Origin of the sequence: Bacillus sp. SIMBA_005 (assembly GCF_046535585.1) — a bacterium.
In the GTDB taxonomy this organism is placed as follows: domain Bacteria; phylum Bacillota; class Bacilli; order Bacillales; family Bacillaceae; genus Bacillus; species Bacillus pumilus.
Map to the genome: position 1 here is coordinate 19995 of NZ_JAWRWI010000012.1, position 14170 is coordinate 34164.

Here is a 14170-nt window from a genome sequence, read left to right on the forward strand (position 1 = left end):
GGATGTGTCCCTCCTTCTTTTATTAAAATTTAAGTCCAGCCTCACGAGCAGCTTCAGCTAGAGCTTTTACACGTCCATGATATAAGTATCCTCCGCGGTCAAATACCACGTTAGAAATTCCTTTTTCAACAGCACGTTTTGCAACAAGTTCGCCAACTTTAGTAGCAGCTGCAGCGTCAGAACTATTCTCGATCTTTAACTCTTTATCAAGAGTAGAAGCACTTACAAGTGTTACACCGTTAACATCATCAATTACTTGAGCGTAGATGTTCTTGTTAGAACGGAAAACGTTAAGGCGAGGTCTTTCAGCAGTACCTGAAAGTTTCGCACGAACACGAGCGTGTCTTTTAAGACGAGTAGCGTTTTTGCTAGTTTTCGTAATCATCCGAGTCACTCCTTTCTTCACATTAAGCGATCTTACTTACCAGTTTTTCCTTCTTTACGGCGAACGAATTCACCTTCGTAACGAATTCCTTTACCTTTGTAAGGCTCTGGAGAACGGACAGCGCGGATGTTAGAAGCTAGAGCTCCCACACGCTCTTTATCGATACCTTTAACGACTACTTTCGTTTGAGATGGAACTTCGACTTCAACTCCAGCCTCAGGAACGATTTCAACTGGATGAGAGTATCCAACGTTAAGAACAAGTTTGTTTCCAGATTTAGCTGCACGGTAACCGACACCGATAAGTTCTAAACCTCTTTCGAAACCTTTAGATACACCTTCAACCATGTTTGCAATTAAGCTACGTGTTGTACCATGTAAAGCACGGTGTTCTTTATGATCAGACGGACGGCTTACAGTTAAGACGCTGTCCTCAATTTTAATTTCCATATCAGGGTGAAATGTACGAGTTAGTTCACCTTTTGGTCCCTTTACTGTCACTGTGTTATCGTTGTTTGTCACAGTAACTCCTGAAGGGATCTCGATTAGTTTTTTACCTATACGAGACATACCAAGCACCTCCATTCATCTTAAACTTTTTTTACCATACGTAAGCAAGTACTTCTCCACCAGCTTGTTTAGCACGGGCTTCTTTGTCCGATAAAACACCTTGTGATGTAGAAATAATTGCGATTCCAAGTCCGTTAAGTACACGTGGTACTTCATTTGATTTCGCATATACACGTAAACCAGGTTTACTGATTCTTTTTAGACCAGTGATAACACGTTCGTTGTTTTGGCCATATTTAAGGAACATACGGATAATTCCTTGTTTGCTGTCTTCAACATATTCAACGTCACGGATAAAACCTTCACGCTTTAAGATTTCAGCAATTTCTCTTTTGATTTTTGAAGCCGGTACTTCTAGCTTCTCATGACGTACCATGTTCGCATTGCGAATACGAGTCAGCAAATCTGCAATCGGATCTGTCATAACCATTATTTAATAACCTCCTTCCCATTTATGGGGATTACCAGCTGGCTTTTTTAACGCCAGGAATTTGTCCTTTATATGCAAGTTCGCGGAAACAAATACGGCAAAGTTTAAACTTGCGAATTACTGAATGTGGACGTCCACAACGTTCGCAGCGCGTATACTCTTGAACTTTAAACTTTTGTTTGCGTTGTTGTTTCGCAATCATAGACTTTTTAGCCACGATTTCGCCTCCCTTTCATTGATTATTTCTGGAACGGCATACCTACTTGAGTTAATAACTCACGTGCTTCTTCGTCCGTATTGGCAGTCGTAACGATAACGATATCCATACCGCGGACTTTTGTTACTTTATCGTAATCAATTTCTGGGAAGATTAACTGTTCTTTAATACCAAGCGTGTAGTTTCCACGACCGTCGAAAGATTTCTTAGAAATCCCGCGGAAGTCACGTACACGTGGTAAAGATACAGAAATAAGTTTATCAAGGAAATCGTACATGCGCTCTCCGCGAAGTGTTACTTTCGCACCGATTGGCATTCCTTCACGTAGACGGAATCCAGCAATAGACTTCTTCGCACGAGTAACGACAGGTTTTTGACCAGCGATAAACGTTAATTCTTCAACAGCAGTATCGATTGCTTTAGCGTTTTGAACGGCGTCACCAACACCCATGTTGATCACGATTTTTTCGATTTTTGGCACTTGCATTACTGATTTGTATTCAAACTTAGAAACTAATGCAGGTGTAATTTCTTTTACATACTTTTCTTTAAGGCGGTTCATGAGAAAGACCTCCCTTCCTTATTTACTATTTATCTAGAACTTGCCCAGATTTTTTCGCTACACGGACTTTCTTTCCGTCCTCAACTTTATACCCAACACGTGTCACTTCACCCGTTTTAGGATCAAGCGGCATAACGTTTGATACGTGGATCGGCGCTTCTTGTTCAGAAATTCCGCCCTGAGGGTTAGCTTGGGTTGGTTTAGAGTGTTTTTTCACAAGGTTAATACCTTCTACTAAAACACGGTCATTCTTAGGGAAAGCAGCAAGGATGACTCCTTGTTTACCTTTATCTTTACCAGAGATAACCACTACTTTATCGCCCTTTTTAACATGCATTTAATCGCACCTCCTTGAGTCGCGGATTGTATTCATTAAAGTACTTCTGGTGCTAGAGAAACAATTTTCATATAGTTGTTTTCACGAAGTTCACGTGCTACTGGTCCGAAGATACGAGTTCCACGTGGGCTCTTGTCGTCACGGATAATGACACATGCATTTTCATCAAAGCTGATGTAAGATCCATCGTTTCTGCGAGCTCCGCTCTTTGTACGAACGATAACTGCTTTCACAACTTCACCTTTTTTGACAACGCCTCCTGGTGTTGCTTGTTTAACCGTACAAACAATGACATCACCGATGTTAGCCGTCTTACGTCCAGAGCCACCAAGAACTTTAATCGTTAGTACTTCGCGTGCGCCAGAGTTGTCAGCTACTTTTAAACGAGTCTCCTGTTGAATCATTAATGTTACCTCCTTTCGGAAAAAGAAATCCGAACTTTATTAGATAATAACGGCTTCTTCGACAACTTCAACTAGACGAAAGCGTTTAGTCGCAGATAAAGGACGAGTTTCCATCACCTTTACGATGTCTCCGATTTTTGCTTGGTTGTTTTCATCATGTGCTTTTAACTTTTTAGAGTATCTTACACGTTTGCCATAAAGTGAATGCTTTTTGTATGTTTCAACTACAACAGTGATGGTTTTATCCATTTTGTCAGAAACAACACGACCTTGATACACTTTACGTTGGTTACGTTCGCTCATGTTTGCGGGGCCTCCCCTCTAATTATTATTTATTAGCAGCGATTTCTCTTTGACGAATCACAGTTTTCATGCGTGCGATTGATTTACGCACTTCACGAATGCGAGCAGTGTTTTCAAGCTGCCCAGTCGCTAATTGGAAACGAAGATTGAAAAGTTCTTCTTTAAGAGACTTTACTTTTTGTTCAATTTCAGCAGTGGTAAGGTCACGAATTTCATTAGCTTTCATTTGATTCACCACCAATTTCTTCACGTTTTACGAACTTCGTTTTAATTGGCAATTTGTGAGATGCAAGACGAAGAGCTTCACGAGCAACTTCTTCAGACACACCAGAAATTTCAAATAAAACTTTGCCCGGTTTTACTACAGCTACCCATCCTTCTGGAGCACCTTTACCGGAACCCATGCGGACTTCTAGAGGTTTTGCTGTGTATGGCTTAGAAGGGAAAATTTTAATCCAAACTTTACCGCCACGTTTCATGTAACGAGTCATAGCAATACGAGCAGCTTCGATTTGACGGTTTGTGATCCAAGAAGCTTCTAGAGCTTGGATACCGTACTCACCGAAATGTACTTCAGTACCACCTTTTGCACGACCACGCATTTTTCCACGATGTTCTCTGCGATACTTCACGCGTTTTGGCAATAACATATTATTTTCCTCCTTCCGCAGTATTCTTCTTAGTTGGAAGGACTTCTCCACGATAGATCCATACTTTTACGCCAAGCTTACCATAAGTAGTGTCAGCTTCAGCAGTAGCATAGTCGATGTCAGCACGAAGTGTGTGCAACGGAACAGTACCTTCACTGTAATATTCAGAACGAGCAATATCTGCACCGCCAAGACGACCAGAAACCATTGTTTTGATTCCTTGTGCTCCAGCACGCATTGTGCGTTGGATTGTTTGTTTTTGTGCACGACGGAATGAAATACGATTTTCAAGTTGACGAGCGATGTTTTCAGCAACTAGCTGAGCATCAAGATCTGCTCTTTTGATTTCAAGGATGTTGATGTGTACACGTTTGCCAGTTAGGCTGTTAAGAGCTTTACGAAGTGCTTCAACTTCAGATCCGCCTTTACCAATTACCATACCTGGTTTAGCCGTGTGGATTGTGATATTTACGCGGTTTGCAGCACGTTCGATTTCTACTTTAGAAACAGACGCGTCAGACAAACGCTTGCTGATGAATTCACGGATTTTCAAGTCTTCATGTAAGAAGTCAGCGTAATCTTTTCCTGCGAACCATTTAGATTCCCAATCACGAATGACGCCAATACGAAGACCTACTGGATTTACCTTTTGACCCACGGATTATCCCTCCTTCTTTTCTGATACAACGATTGTAATGTGGCTAGTACGTTTGTTAATTGCGCTCGCACGACCCATAGCACGTGGACGGAATCTCTTAAGTGTTGGACCTTCGTCAACGAATGCTTGTGAAATCACTAGGCTGTTAGCGTCCAACTCGTAGTTGTGCTCAGCGTTTGCGATAGCAGATTTTAATACTTTTTCAATAATTGGTGAAGCAGCCTTAGGTGTAAGGTTTAAGATAGAAACTGCTTCTCCTACTTGCTTACCTCGGATCAGGTCCATTACTAGACGTGCTTTACGAGGAGCAATACGGACTGTTCTTGCGACAGCTTTAGCTTGCATTTAAAAGCCTCCTCTCATTAGCGTCTTGTTTTTTTATCGTCACTAGCATGACCTTTGTAAGTACGGCTTGGTGCGAATTCGCCCAATTTGTGACCTACCATATCTTCAGAAATGAAAACAGGTACATGTTTGCGTCCATCATAGACAGCGATTGTGTGACCGATGAATTGTGGGAAAATTGTAGAACGACGAGACCAAGTTTTTACGACTTGCTTTTTGTCAGTTTCATTCAATTTCTCGACTTTAGCCATCAAATGATCATCAACAAATGGTCCTTTTTTTAAGCTGCGAGCCATTGTGGAACCTCCCTTCGTGATTGAACTACGGTCCTAAATGAACCGTAGACAACCCCGTTACTTGTTTTTACGACGACGTACAATGAATTTATCAGACTTGTTGGTTTTCTTACGAGTCTTGAATCCAAGAGTCGGTTTACCCCATGGAGACATTGGTGATTTACGTCCGATTGGAGCGCGTCCTTCACCACCACCGTGTGGGTGATCGTTAGGGTTCATTACAGAACCACGAACTGTTGGGCGTACGCCTTTCCAGCGTGAACGTCCAGCTTTACCGATGTTAATTAATTCGTGTTGCTCGTTTCCAACTTGACCGATAGTCGCACGGCAAGCAGAAAGAATCATACGAACTTCTCCTGAGTTCAAACGTACAAGAACGTATTTACCTTCTTTACCAAGAACTTGAGCAGAAGTACCAGCAGAACGAACTAATTGTCCACCTTTACCTGGTTTTAATTCAATGTTATGCACAACTGTACCAACTGGGATGTTGATAAGTGGAAGAGCGTTACCTGGCTTGATGTCAGATTCTGGTCCAGAAGTAACTTCAGTACCAACTTGGATTCCTTTCGGAGCAAGAATGTAACGTTTCTCACCATCTGCATAGTTTACAAGAGCGATGTTCGCTGAACGGTTTGGATCATACTCGATTGTAGCAACGCGTCCAGGTATACCGTCTTTATCACGCTTAAAGTCGATGATACGGTATTGACGTTTATGACCGCCACCTTGATGACGAACAGTCATTCTACCTTGGTTGTTACGTCCGCCTTTTCTGTGAAGCGGCGCAAGCAACGATTTTTCTGGTTTGTCAGTCGTGATTTCAGCAAAATCTGAAGTAGTCATGCCACGACGACCATTACTGGTTGGTTTATACTTTTTAATCGCCATTTTGAATTTCCCTCCTTCTTTTTAAGATTTACGCTTCAAAAATTTCGATTTCTTTGCTGTCAGCAGTTAATTTCACGATCGCTTTTCTGCGACGGCTAGTCATACCAGTGTAGCGTCCAACGCGTTTAGATTTTCCTTTGTAGTTTTGAACGTTGACTTTCTCAACTTTCACTCCAAAGATTTCTTCAACAGCATCTTTCACTTCTGTTTTGTTAGCTCTGACATCAACTTCGAACGTGTACTTCTTCTCTGTCATTAGATCAGCAGAACGTTCAGTAATGATAGGGCGCTTTAGAACATCACGAGGATCTTTCATTATGCAAGTCCCTCCTCTACTTTTTCAACCGCTGCTTTAGTGATCAGAAGTTTCTCGTGGTTGACAACGTCAAGAACGTTGATACCGTTAGCTTCAACAACTGTTACTCCAGGGATGTTACGAGCAGATAAAGCAACTGTTTCGTTTGCATCCGCAGTGACGATCAACGCTTTCTTCTCGACAGATAATCCTTTAAGGATGCCTGCGAATTCTTTCGTTTTCACTGCATCAAGAGTCAGATCTTCAAGAACGATGATGTTGTTGTCGATTACTTTAGAAGACAATACTGACTTGATAGCCAAGCGGCGAACTTTTTTAGGTAATTTATAAGAATAGCTGCGTGGTGTTGGACCGAATACGATACCGCCTCCGCGCCATTGTGGTGAACGGATAGAACCTTGACGAGCACGACCAGTACCCTTCTGTCTCCAAGGCTTACGACCTCCGCCACGTACTTCAGAACGAGTTTTTACTTTGTGAGTTCCTTGACGTAAGGAAGCTCTTTGCATAAGAATAGCATCGAATACTACGCTTTCGTTTGGCTCAATTCCAAACACAGAAGCGTTTAATTCGATTTCACCGTTAGTAGAACCGTTTTGGTTAAATAATGCTACTTTTGGCATGACTTGTTTCCTCCTTTCCTAAGAGAGTTATTTAGATTTAACTGCACTCTTTACAGTTACTAGAGATTTTTTAGCTCCTGGTACATTTCCTTTGATCAATAGAAGATTGCGTTCTGCATCAACTTTAACGATCTCAAGGTTTTGGACAGTGATTTGCTCTCCGCCCATACGACCTGGAAGAAGTTTACCTTTGAATACTCGGTTTGGATCAACAGGTCCCATTGAACCAGGACGACGGTGATAACGTGAACCGTGAGTCATTGGTCCGCGTGATTGTCCGTGGCGCTTGATAGCCCCTTGGAATCCTTTACCTTTTGATGTTCCTGTTACATCTACGATATCTCCATTTGCGAAAATATCAACTTTGACTTCCTGACCAACTTCATACGCATCTAACTCCGCACCGCGTAATTCTTTTACGAAGCGCTTAGGAGCAGTTTCCGCTTTAGCAACGTGGCCCTTCTCTGGTTTGTTAGAAAGCTTTTCACGTTTGTCGTCAAAACCGATTTGGATTGCTTCATAGCCATCCGTGTCAGTAGTCTTCTTTTGAAGAACAACGTTAGCAGCAGCCTCAACAACAGTTACAGGGATAAGATCACCGTTTTCTGCGAATACTTGCGTCATACCAATTTTTCTACCTAAGATTCCTTTGGTCATTAGTCACACCTCCTATAATATGTGTTTTCTATTTGAATTAAAGTTTGATTTCGATATCTACACCAGATGGTAAATCTAAACGCATAAGTGCATCAACTGTTTGTGGAGTTGGATTCACGATGTCGATTAGACGTTTGTGAGTACGCATCTCAAATTGCTCACGAGAATCTTTGTACTTATGCACCGCACGAAGGATTGTGTAAACTGATTTTTCAGTTGGAAGCGGAATTGGACCAGATACACTAGCACCAGAACGCTTAGCCGTTTCAACAATCTTCTCAGCAGATTGATCAAGAATTCTATGATCATATGCTTTTAAACGAATACGAATTTTTTGTTTTGCCATTATTTTCCCTCCTTTTCGCCTACTTACGTTAGACAGTTCTCCGTGAGAAAAACCTGATCACCTTGCCATGGCAAAGCGGCCGGGTGTGTCAGCAACCTCTCACTTCATCGCAGTCAAAGACCAACATGCACTATTGTACCAAATTGGCCTGCGTGTTGCAATAATAAATCGGATAAATTTATGATTTGCACACTTTTCATATTATACAGGGGTTGAACCTATAAATCAAGCTTTCCCTGAAGATGATGTACAGCAGTCTTTTTTATGGTACGAATAAATTCTTCTGGTTCTTCTAGATGCGGGGAATGTGCAGATTCTTTAAAGGTGAACCATTCTTTGATTGGTGCTGTTAATTTCTCAACATATGGTTTTGATACAGCAGCTGGTGTAATCATGTCATATTCACCAATGATAAAGTAACAAGGTATTAATATAGTAGAAACTCGGTATTCAATGCTCTCATTCATCAATTCATCCCATAGCATGTCCTGACTAAGCTTCTGTCCTTTTAGGAAATTCCACTTATCTTTGAGCTGATATGTCTTACTAAAAAGAAACCCACGCAGCATTTGAATCAGCGGCCTCCACTTGTGTGTGAAACCTACGCTTCCGAGCTCTTTATATAGAGAGAACAGAGCATGAGCTGATATTCGTTTCCACGGAGGAGGCGTCAGTGATCGCAAACACCATGTAAACAACCGATTACGATGGTATTTCTTCAAAAGAAGGTCGTACGACACAATATCCTCTTTTAATACATCTACTACCTGACTAATTCCATAATAAGCATGATATAGATCTGGGCGTTTATGTACTGCTTGTATGGCGATTAATGACCCCCATGAATATCCGGCGATGTACAGTTTTGATTGACTTAGATATGAAAGGACCTTCTCTGTGAGTTCAATCGTATCTTCAATAAATTGCTGAATGGTCATGGAGCTATCTGGGAGATTCTTTTGATAGGAAAGTCCCGCACCTCGCTGATCCCAATGAACCACTGTAAAATCCCGATTAAGCCCCTCATGAAACGAATCAATATAACTGATTTGAGCGGAGCCGGGCCCACCGTGTACAAATAATAGAACAGGCTTCGTTTCACTTGTGTGATCTTCTTTGATCATAATCCATTGGTCAACTCCGCCGATTAACCATTTCTTCAAATATGTCTTCGCCATTCCAGTGATCCTCTCGGTTCCATTTAGATTCTATAGCTTATAGTAGCCGTTCTGATCTGGAAAAGCAAAAAAAGAGACCCTTTTGCAAGGAGTCTCTTTTATATGTTTTATTACTTAATGATAGTTGAAACGACGCCAGAACCTACAGTACGTCCACCCTCACGGATAGAGAAACGAGTTCCTTCTTCGATAGCGATAGTAGAGATAAGTTCAACTTCCATCTCAGTGTTATCGCCAGGCATTACCATTTCAGTACCTTCTGGAAGATGTACGATACCAGTTACGTCAGTTGTACGGAAGTAGAACTGCGGACGGTAGTTAGCGAAGAATGGAGTATGACGTCCACCCTCTTCTTTAGAAAGTACATAAACTTCAGCTTTGAAACGGCTATGTGGAGTGATTGTACCTGGTTTAGCAAGTACTTGACCACGTTGGATATCTTCACGAGATACCCCACGAAGTAATGCACCGATGTTGTCACCAGCTTCAGCATAGTCAAGAAGCTTACGGAACATTTCAACACCTGTAACAGTTGTTTTACCATTGTCTTCTTGAAGACCGATGATTTCAACTTCGTCACCGACTTTAACTTGTCCACGCTCAACACGACCAGTAGCAACTGTTCCACGACCAGTGATTGAGAATACGTCCTCAACTGGCATCATGAATGGCTTCTCAGTGTCACGCTCTGGAGTTGGGATGTACTCATCAACCGCGTCCATAAGTTCAAAGATTTTTGCTTCGTAATCAGCATCTCCTTCAAGAGCTTTAAGAGCAGAACCTTTGATAACTGGAACATCGTCACCAGGGAAGTCATAGTCAGAAAGAAGGTCACGAACTTCCATTTCAACAAGTTCAAGTAACTCTTCATCGTCAACCATGTCACATTTGTTAAGGAATACTACGATGTATGGTACACCTACGTTACGAGAAAGTAGGATGTGCTCACGTGTTTGTGGCATTGGACCATCAGCAGCAGATACTACTAAGATCGCGCCGTCCATTTGAGCAGCACCAGTGATCATGTTTTTAACGTAGTCAGCGTGTCCTGGGCAGTCTACGTGTGCATAGTGACGAGTGTCTGTTTCATACTCGACGTGTGAAGTTGAGATTGTGATTCCACGCTCGCGCTCTTCTGGAGCACCATCGATTTGGTCATATCCCATAGCTGATCCTTTACCAGACTTCTTATGAAGAACTGTTGAGATAGCAGCAGTTAGAGTTGTTTTACCATGGTCAACGTGTCCAATTGTACCAATGTTAGCATGCGATTTGGAACGGTCGAATTTTTCTTTAGCCATTCTAAAAATCCTCCTTAAAGGTTCATTGTATTTGGTATAGAGTGATAGAAAGTGAAGAGTTACCTCTCACTTTCTGATCTTCAATAGTAGTTATACTTTAGTTTAAAGGCAAAATCAATTATTCACCTTTATTTTTTTTGATGATTTCTTCACTAATGCTCTTAGGCACTTCTTCGTAGTGATCCATGTGCATAGTGAAAGTACCGCGTCCTTGTGTGTTAGAACGGAGTGAAGTTGCATATCCGAACATTTCAGAAAGTGGAACCATTGCGCGAACAACTTGAGCGTTACCGCGAGCTTCCATACCTTCTACACGTCCACGACGAGATGTGATATCACCCATGATGTCTCCCATGTATTCTTCAGGGATAACGACTTCCACTTTCATCATTGGCTCAAGTAGAACTGGGTTACATTTGCTGACAGCATTTTTCAACGCCATAGATGCAGCAATTTTAAACGCCATTTCGTTCGAGTCAACATCGTGGTAAGATCCATCAAATAATTTAGCTTTGATGTCGATTAATGGGAATCCAGCTAATACACCATTTTCAAGTGAATCTTCAAGACCTGCTTGAATAGCTGGAATGTATTCACGAGGAACAACCCCACCGACGATTGCATTTTGGAATTCGAAGCCTGCGCCTTCTTCGTTTGGTTCGAATTCGATCCAAACGTGTCCGAACTGACCACGTCCACCAGACTGACGTACGAATTTACCTTCAACTTTTGCACCAGAACGGAATGTTTCACGGTACGCAACTTGAGGAGCTCCTACGTTAGCTTCAACCTTGAACTCACGCTTCATACGGTCAACAATGATATCAAGGTGAAGCTCACCCATACCAGAGATGATCGTTTGACCAGTTTCAGGGTTTGTTTGTGTACGGAATGTAGGATCCTCTTCAGCTAGTTTAGCTAAAGCGATACCCATTTTATCTTGGTCAGCCTTTGATTTAGGCTCGATTGCTACATCGATAACTGGCTCTGGGAATTCCATAGACTCAAGGATAACAGTATCTTTCTCGTCACAAAGAGTGTCACCAGTAGATGTATCTTTAAGACCAACAGCTGCTGCGATATCCCCTGCATATACAGTAGAGATTTCTTCACGGCTGTTTGCGTGCATTTGAAGGATACGTCCAACACGCTCACGCTTGTTCTTAGAAGAGTTCTTCACGTATGAACCTGAAGCAAGTGTTCCAGAGTATACGCGGAAGAAAGTTAGTTTCCCAACATAAGGGTCAGTCATAACTTTAAATGCAAGAGCTGCGAATGGTGCGTCATCAGTAGACTCACGAACAACCTCTTCATTTGAATCTGGCAGGATACCTTTGATTGCAGCAACATCAGTTGGTGCAGGAAGGTAATCAAGCACAGCATCAAGTACAAGCTGAACACCTTTGTTTTTGAAAGCAGATCCAACAAGAACTGGGTAGAATTCAACATTCAACGTTCCTTTACGGATTGCAGCTTTCAATTCAGGAATTGTAATTTCTTCACCCTCAAGGTATTTTTCCATAAGCTCTTCATCAAGCTCAGCGACAGCTTCAATAAGGCTGTTGCGAAGCTCTTCAGCTTTGTCTTTATACTCAGCAGGGATTTCTTGTGCATCAGAGCGAGTTCCAAGGTCATCTTCGTAGAAGTATGCTACGTTATCTACAAGGTCGATGATTCCTTCGAATTGATCTTCAGCGCCGATCGGCAATTGAATTGCATGAGCGTTCGCTTGAAGACGATCTCTTAATGTGCTTACAGAGTAAAGGAAATCCGCACCGGTTTTATCCATTTTGTTAACGAATACGATACGAGGTACTCCGTAAGTTGTTGCTTGGCGCCAAACTGTTTCAGTTTGTGGCTCTACACCTGATTGTGCATCAAGAACTGCTACCGCACCATCAAGTACACGTAAAGAACGTTCAACTTCAACAGTGAAGTCTACGTGTCCTGGTGTATCGATGATGTTTACACGGTAACCTTTCCATTGTGCTGTAGTAGCAGCAGAAGTGATTGTAATACCACGTTCTTGCTCCTGCTCCATCCAGTCCATTTGGGAAGCTCCTTCGTGAGTTTCACCAATTTTATGGATACGACCAGTGTAGTATAAGATACGCTCAGTCGTTGTCGTTTTACCGGCATCGATGTGAGCCATGATACCAATATTACGAGTTTTGTCTAAGGAGAACTCTCTTGCCATTGGGTAATTTCTCCTTCCTTATTAGGGAATAGTTTTTTTAGTTTGGTATAAATCCTACCAGCGGTAGTGAGCGAATGCTTTGTTCGCTTCTGCCATTTTGTGTGTATCTTCACGTTTCTTAACAGCAGCACCAGTGTTGTTAGCTGCGTCAAGGATTTCGTTAGCAAGACGCTCTTCCATCGTTTTTTCTCCACGAAGACGAGCGTAGTTTACTAACCAGCGAAGACCTAAAGTAGTACGACGGTCTGGGCGAACTTCTACAGGAACTTGGTAGTTAGCTCCACCTACACGACGTGCTTTAACTTCAAGAACTGGCATGATGTTTTTCAAGGCTTGTTCGAAAACCTCCATCGCTTCATTACCAGTACGTTCTTTGATGATATCAAATGACTTGTAGAGAATTGTTTGTGACTTTCCTCTTTTACCGTCGATCATCATTTTGTTGATCAAACGAGATACAAGTTTAGAATTGTAAATTGGATCTGGCAATACGTCTCTTTTTGCTACAGGACCTTTACGTGGCATCTGATAGCCTCCCTTCTCATTTAAAAGGATTTCTATCTGTCTCTCATCTCAATATCATTGTCAGTTGCCTGACTCCACTGATCTGATATCAACTTCTAAAAACCCTTATGTTTGTTTGTATTATTTGCTTTGTTTAGGGCGTTTTGTTCCGTATTTAGAACGTCCTTGCATACGACCGTCAACTCCGGCAGTATCAAGCGCACCACGAACGATGTGGTAACGTACACCCGGTAAGTCTTTTACACGTCCGCCACGGATAAGTACTACACTGTGCTCTTGTAGATTATGTCCGATACCAGGAATGTAAGCTGTTACCTCAATCAGGTTAGACAAACGTACACGAGCATATTTACGTAGTGCTGAGTTTGGTTTTTTCGGTGTCATTGTACCGACACGAGTACAAACCCCGCGCTTCTGTGGAGATGTTACGTTAGTGTGCTCTTTTTTGAAACTGTTGTATCCTTTGTTAAGTGCAGGAGACTTTGAGTTTTCAACTTTACTCACGCGTCCTTTGCGTATTAGCTGATTAATTGTAGGCATGTTGTTATTCCTCCCTTCGTTGCTTTTTTTATAACCCACATACCCAGGTGGTTCATTAAAAGGCAAAAAACAATGCTTTTGCATTTACACATGCAAAAACAAAACAAGTACGCTATAACATAATGGCAACAGCTGCTGCCCCAACTTCAATTCCGCAGGCTTTGCCGAGCTTTTTCATGGAATCTACCACTAGAATGTCTACACCCTTCTCTTGCGCTAGTTTTGTTACACTAGCTGTTAAAGCAGGATCAGCATCTTTCGCTACGACGATTTCCTTTACTGAATCTCGTTTCAGAGCTTTTACTGTTTGCTTCGTACCAATAATAATGGATTGGGCCTGTGATACTTTATCATAAGACATCGAATATCCTCCAAAGTAACAGGTTTTATTTTGAGCACCTTGGTTATATTATCATCATGGCAGAAGGATGTCAATATCA

At 41.9% G+C, this 14170-nt stretch carries 24 protein-coding genes; all 24 read right to left on the reverse strand.

Annotation, left to right across the window (positions count from 1 at the left end; all coding sequences use genetic code 11):
* Window positions 1–22: 22 nt before the first annotated feature.
* Window positions 23–385, reverse strand: a complete 363-nt coding sequence (rplR, locus tag SB660_RS17325; protein ID WP_003216951.1) for a 50S ribosomal protein L18 — start codon at window positions 383–385, stop codon at window positions 23–25.
* Between the two features lie 32 nt (window positions 386–417).
* Entirely contained in the window at window positions 418–954 is a 537-nt protein-coding gene (gene rplF / locus SB660_RS17330; protein ID WP_058015807.1) for a 50S ribosomal protein L6, read from the reverse strand.
* A gap of 31 nt (window positions 955–985) precedes the next feature.
* Window positions 986–1384 (reverse strand): 30S ribosomal protein S8, encoded by a 399-nt coding sequence (rpsH, locus tag SB660_RS17335; protein WP_003217040.1) that lies wholly within the window; start codon window positions 1382–1384, stop codon window positions 986–988.
* Window positions 1385–1415: 31 nt separating this feature from the next.
* The gene (gene rpsN, locus SB660_RS17340) at window positions 1416–1601 is read right to left on the reverse strand and encodes a 30S ribosomal protein S14 (RefSeq protein ID WP_008356542.1); all 186 of its coding nucleotides are present in this window, start codon (window positions 1599–1601) and stop codon (window positions 1416–1418) included.
* Between the two features lie 22 nt (window positions 1602–1623).
* Entirely contained in the window at window positions 1624–2163 is a 540-nt protein-coding gene (rplE, locus tag SB660_RS17345) for a 50S ribosomal protein L5 (protein WP_003217159.1), read from the reverse strand.
* A 25-nt stretch (window positions 2164–2188) separates the two neighbouring features.
* On the reverse strand, window positions 2189–2500 hold the full coding sequence (gene rplX, locus SB660_RS17350; protein ID WP_003217151.1) for a 50S ribosomal protein L24: 312 nt from the start codon (window positions 2498–2500) through the stop codon (window positions 2189–2191).
* Window positions 2501–2535: 35 nt separating this feature from the next.
* Window positions 2536–2904, reverse strand: coding sequence for a 50S ribosomal protein L14 (gene rplN, locus SB660_RS17355; RefSeq protein WP_003216882.1), 369 nt, complete (start codon window positions 2902–2904; stop codon window positions 2536–2538).
* A 39-nt stretch (window positions 2905–2943) separates the two neighbouring features.
* Window positions 2944–3207, reverse strand: a complete 264-nt coding sequence (gene rpsQ, locus SB660_RS17360; protein ID WP_012008705.1) for a 30S ribosomal protein S17 — start codon at window positions 3205–3207, stop codon at window positions 2944–2946.
* A gap of 25 nt (window positions 3208–3232) precedes the next feature.
* A complete protein-coding gene (gene rpmC / locus SB660_RS17365) occupies window positions 3233–3433 on the reverse strand; it encodes a 50S ribosomal protein L29 (RefSeq protein ID WP_003217155.1) in 201 nt (66 codons plus the stop codon).
* Entirely contained in the window at window positions 3423–3857 is a 435-nt protein-coding gene (gene rplP / locus SB660_RS17370; protein ID WP_003156478.1) for a 50S ribosomal protein L16, read from the reverse strand. The genes rpmC and rplP overlap by 11 nt, the downstream gene beginning before the upstream one ends.
* Window position 3858: 1 nt before the next feature.
* On the reverse strand, window positions 3859–4515 hold the full coding sequence (rpsC, locus tag SB660_RS17375) for a 30S ribosomal protein S3 (RefSeq protein WP_003217241.1): 657 nt from the start codon (window positions 4513–4515) through the stop codon (window positions 3859–3861).
* Between the two features lie 3 nt (window positions 4516–4518).
* Window positions 4519–4860, reverse strand: a complete 342-nt coding sequence (rplV, locus tag SB660_RS17380) for a 50S ribosomal protein L22 (protein WP_058015806.1) — start codon at window positions 4858–4860, stop codon at window positions 4519–4521.
* A gap of 17 nt (window positions 4861–4877) precedes the next feature.
* Entirely contained in the window at window positions 4878–5156 is a 279-nt protein-coding gene (rpsS, locus tag SB660_RS17385) for a 30S ribosomal protein S19 (RefSeq protein ID WP_003216920.1), read from the reverse strand.
* A gap of 57 nt (window positions 5157–5213) precedes the next feature.
* Window positions 5214–6047, reverse strand: coding sequence for a 50S ribosomal protein L2 (rplB, locus tag SB660_RS17390; RefSeq protein ID WP_003217065.1), 834 nt, complete (start codon window positions 6045–6047; stop codon window positions 5214–5216).
* 28 nt (window positions 6048–6075) lie between these two features.
* On the reverse strand, window positions 6076–6363 hold the full coding sequence (rplW, locus tag SB660_RS17395; RefSeq protein ID WP_003217016.1) for a 50S ribosomal protein L23: 288 nt from the start codon (window positions 6361–6363) through the stop codon (window positions 6076–6078).
* Window positions 6363–6986: a 50S ribosomal protein L4 gene (rplD, locus tag SB660_RS17400; RefSeq protein ID WP_003217216.1), complete on the reverse strand. Its 624-nt coding sequence runs from the start codon at window positions 6984–6986 to the stop codon at window positions 6363–6365. Before rplD ends, rplW begins: the two co-directional genes overlap by 1 nt.
* A 27-nt stretch (window positions 6987–7013) precedes the next feature.
* The gene (gene rplC / locus SB660_RS17405; RefSeq protein WP_012008703.1) at window positions 7014–7643 is read right to left on the reverse strand and encodes a 50S ribosomal protein L3; all 630 of its coding nucleotides are present in this window, start codon (window positions 7641–7643) and stop codon (window positions 7014–7016) included.
* A 37-nt stretch (window positions 7644–7680) separates the two neighbouring features.
* Window positions 7681–7989 (reverse strand): 30S ribosomal protein S10, encoded by a 309-nt coding sequence (rpsJ, locus tag SB660_RS17410; RefSeq protein ID WP_003156464.1) that lies wholly within the window; start codon window positions 7987–7989, stop codon window positions 7681–7683.
* Window positions 7990–8207: 218 nt separating this feature from the next.
* Window positions 8208–9167: an alpha/beta fold hydrolase gene (locus SB660_RS17415; RefSeq protein ID WP_410583526.1), complete on the reverse strand. Its 960-nt coding sequence runs from the start codon at window positions 9165–9167 to the stop codon at window positions 8208–8210.
* A 110-nt stretch (window positions 9168–9277) separates the two neighbouring features.
* Window positions 9278–10468: an elongation factor Tu gene (gene tuf, locus SB660_RS17420; RefSeq protein WP_180309710.1), complete on the reverse strand. Its 1191-nt coding sequence runs from the start codon at window positions 10466–10468 to the stop codon at window positions 9278–9280.
* 118 nt (window positions 10469–10586) lie between these two features.
* The gene (fusA, locus tag SB660_RS17425; protein ID WP_058015803.1) at window positions 10587–12665 is read right to left on the reverse strand and encodes an elongation factor G; all 2079 of its coding nucleotides are present in this window, start codon (window positions 12663–12665) and stop codon (window positions 10587–10589) included.
* Window positions 12666–12719: 54 nt separating this feature from the next.
* On the reverse strand, window positions 12720–13190 hold the full coding sequence (gene rpsG / locus SB660_RS17430) for a 30S ribosomal protein S7 (RefSeq protein WP_003216884.1): 471 nt from the start codon (window positions 13188–13190) through the stop codon (window positions 12720–12722).
* Between the two features lie 120 nt (window positions 13191–13310).
* On the reverse strand, window positions 13311–13730 hold the full coding sequence (rpsL, locus tag SB660_RS17435; protein ID WP_003216962.1) for a 30S ribosomal protein S12: 420 nt from the start codon (window positions 13728–13730) through the stop codon (window positions 13311–13313).
* Between the two features lie 112 nt (window positions 13731–13842).
* Window positions 13843–14091 (reverse strand): 50S ribosomal protein L7ae-like protein, encoded by a 249-nt coding sequence (locus SB660_RS17440; RefSeq protein WP_003216985.1) that lies wholly within the window; start codon window positions 14089–14091, stop codon window positions 13843–13845.
* Between the last annotated feature and the right edge of the window lie 79 nt (window positions 14092–14170).

What these genes read in the sequence shown, in the direction of transcription:
- rplE (WP_003217159.1), bottom strand. Translation starts at nt 2,163, where the DNA reads ATGAACCGCCTTAAAGAAAAGTATGTAAAAGAAATTACACCTGCATTA.
- rpsJ (WP_003156464.1), bottom strand. Translation starts at nt 7,989, where the DNA reads ATGGCAAAACAAAAAATTCGTATTCGTTTAAAAGCATATGATCATAGA.
- rplP (WP_003156478.1), bottom strand. Translation starts at nt 3,857, where the DNA reads ATGTTATTGCCAAAACGCGTGAAGTATCGCAGAGAACATCGTGGAAAA.
- rpsH (WP_003217040.1), bottom strand. Translation starts at nt 1,384, where the DNA reads ATGGTTATGACAGATCCGATTGCAGATTTGCTGACTCGTATTCGCAAT.
- rplB (WP_003217065.1), bottom strand. Translation starts at nt 6,047, where the DNA reads ATGGCGATTAAAAAGTATAAACCAACCAGTAATGGTCGTCGTGGCATG.
- rpsL (WP_003216962.1), bottom strand. Translation starts at nt 13,730, where the DNA reads ATGCCTACAATTAATCAGCTAATACGCAAAGGACGCGTGAGTAAAGTT.
- rplN (WP_003216882.1), bottom strand. Translation starts at nt 2,904, where the DNA reads ATGATTCAACAGGAGACTCGTTTAAAAGTAGCTGACAACTCTGGCGCA.
- rpmC (WP_003217155.1), bottom strand. Translation starts at nt 3,433, where the DNA reads ATGAAAGCTAATGAAATTCGTGACCTTACCACTGCTGAAATTGAACAA.
- rplD (WP_003217216.1), bottom strand. Translation starts at nt 6,986, where the DNA reads ATGCCAAAAGTAGCATTATTTAACCAAAACGGTTCTACTAACGGTGAA.
- rplF (WP_058015807.1), bottom strand. Translation starts at nt 954, where the DNA reads ATGTCTCGTATAGGTAAAAAACTAATCGAGATCCCTTCAGGAGTTACT.
- fusA (WP_058015803.1), bottom strand. Translation starts at nt 12,665, where the DNA reads ATGGCAAGAGAGTTCTCCTTAGACAAAACTCGTAATATTGGTATCATG.
- rpsQ (WP_012008705.1), bottom strand. Translation starts at nt 3,207, where the DNA reads ATGAGCGAACGTAACCAACGTAAAGTGTATCAAGGTCGTGTTGTTTCT.
- rplX (WP_003217151.1), bottom strand. Translation starts at nt 2,500, where the DNA reads ATGCATGTTAAAAAGGGCGATAAAGTAGTGGTTATCTCTGGTAAAGAT.
- SB660_RS17440 (WP_003216985.1), bottom strand. Translation starts at nt 14,091, where the DNA reads ATGTCTTATGATAAAGTATCACAGGCCCAATCCATTATTATTGGTACG.
- rpsG (WP_003216884.1), bottom strand. Translation starts at nt 13,190, where the DNA reads ATGCCACGTAAAGGTCCTGTAGCAAAAAGAGACGTATTGCCAGATCCA.
- rplC (WP_012008703.1), bottom strand. Translation starts at nt 7,643, where the DNA reads ATGACCAAAGGAATCTTAGGTAGAAAAATTGGTATGACGCAAGTATTC.
- rplV (WP_058015806.1), bottom strand. Translation starts at nt 4,860, where the DNA reads ATGCAAGCTAAAGCTGTCGCAAGAACAGTCCGTATTGCTCCTCGTAAA.
- tuf (WP_180309710.1), bottom strand. Translation starts at nt 10,468, where the DNA reads ATGGCTAAAGAAAAATTCGACCGTTCCAAATCGCATGCTAACATTGGT.
- rplW (WP_003217016.1), bottom strand. Translation starts at nt 6,363, where the DNA reads ATGAAAGATCCTCGTGATGTTCTAAAGCGCCCTATCATTACTGAACGT.
- rplR (WP_003216951.1), bottom strand. Translation starts at nt 385, where the DNA reads ATGATTACGAAAACTAGCAAAAACGCTACTCGTCTTAAAAGACACGCT.
- SB660_RS17415 (WP_410583526.1), bottom strand. Translation starts at nt 9,167, where the DNA reads ATGGCGAAGACATATTTGAAGAAATGGTTAATCGGCGGAGTTGACCAA.
- rpsS (WP_003216920.1), bottom strand. Translation starts at nt 5,156, where the DNA reads ATGGCTCGCAGCTTAAAAAAAGGACCATTTGTTGATGATCATTTGATG.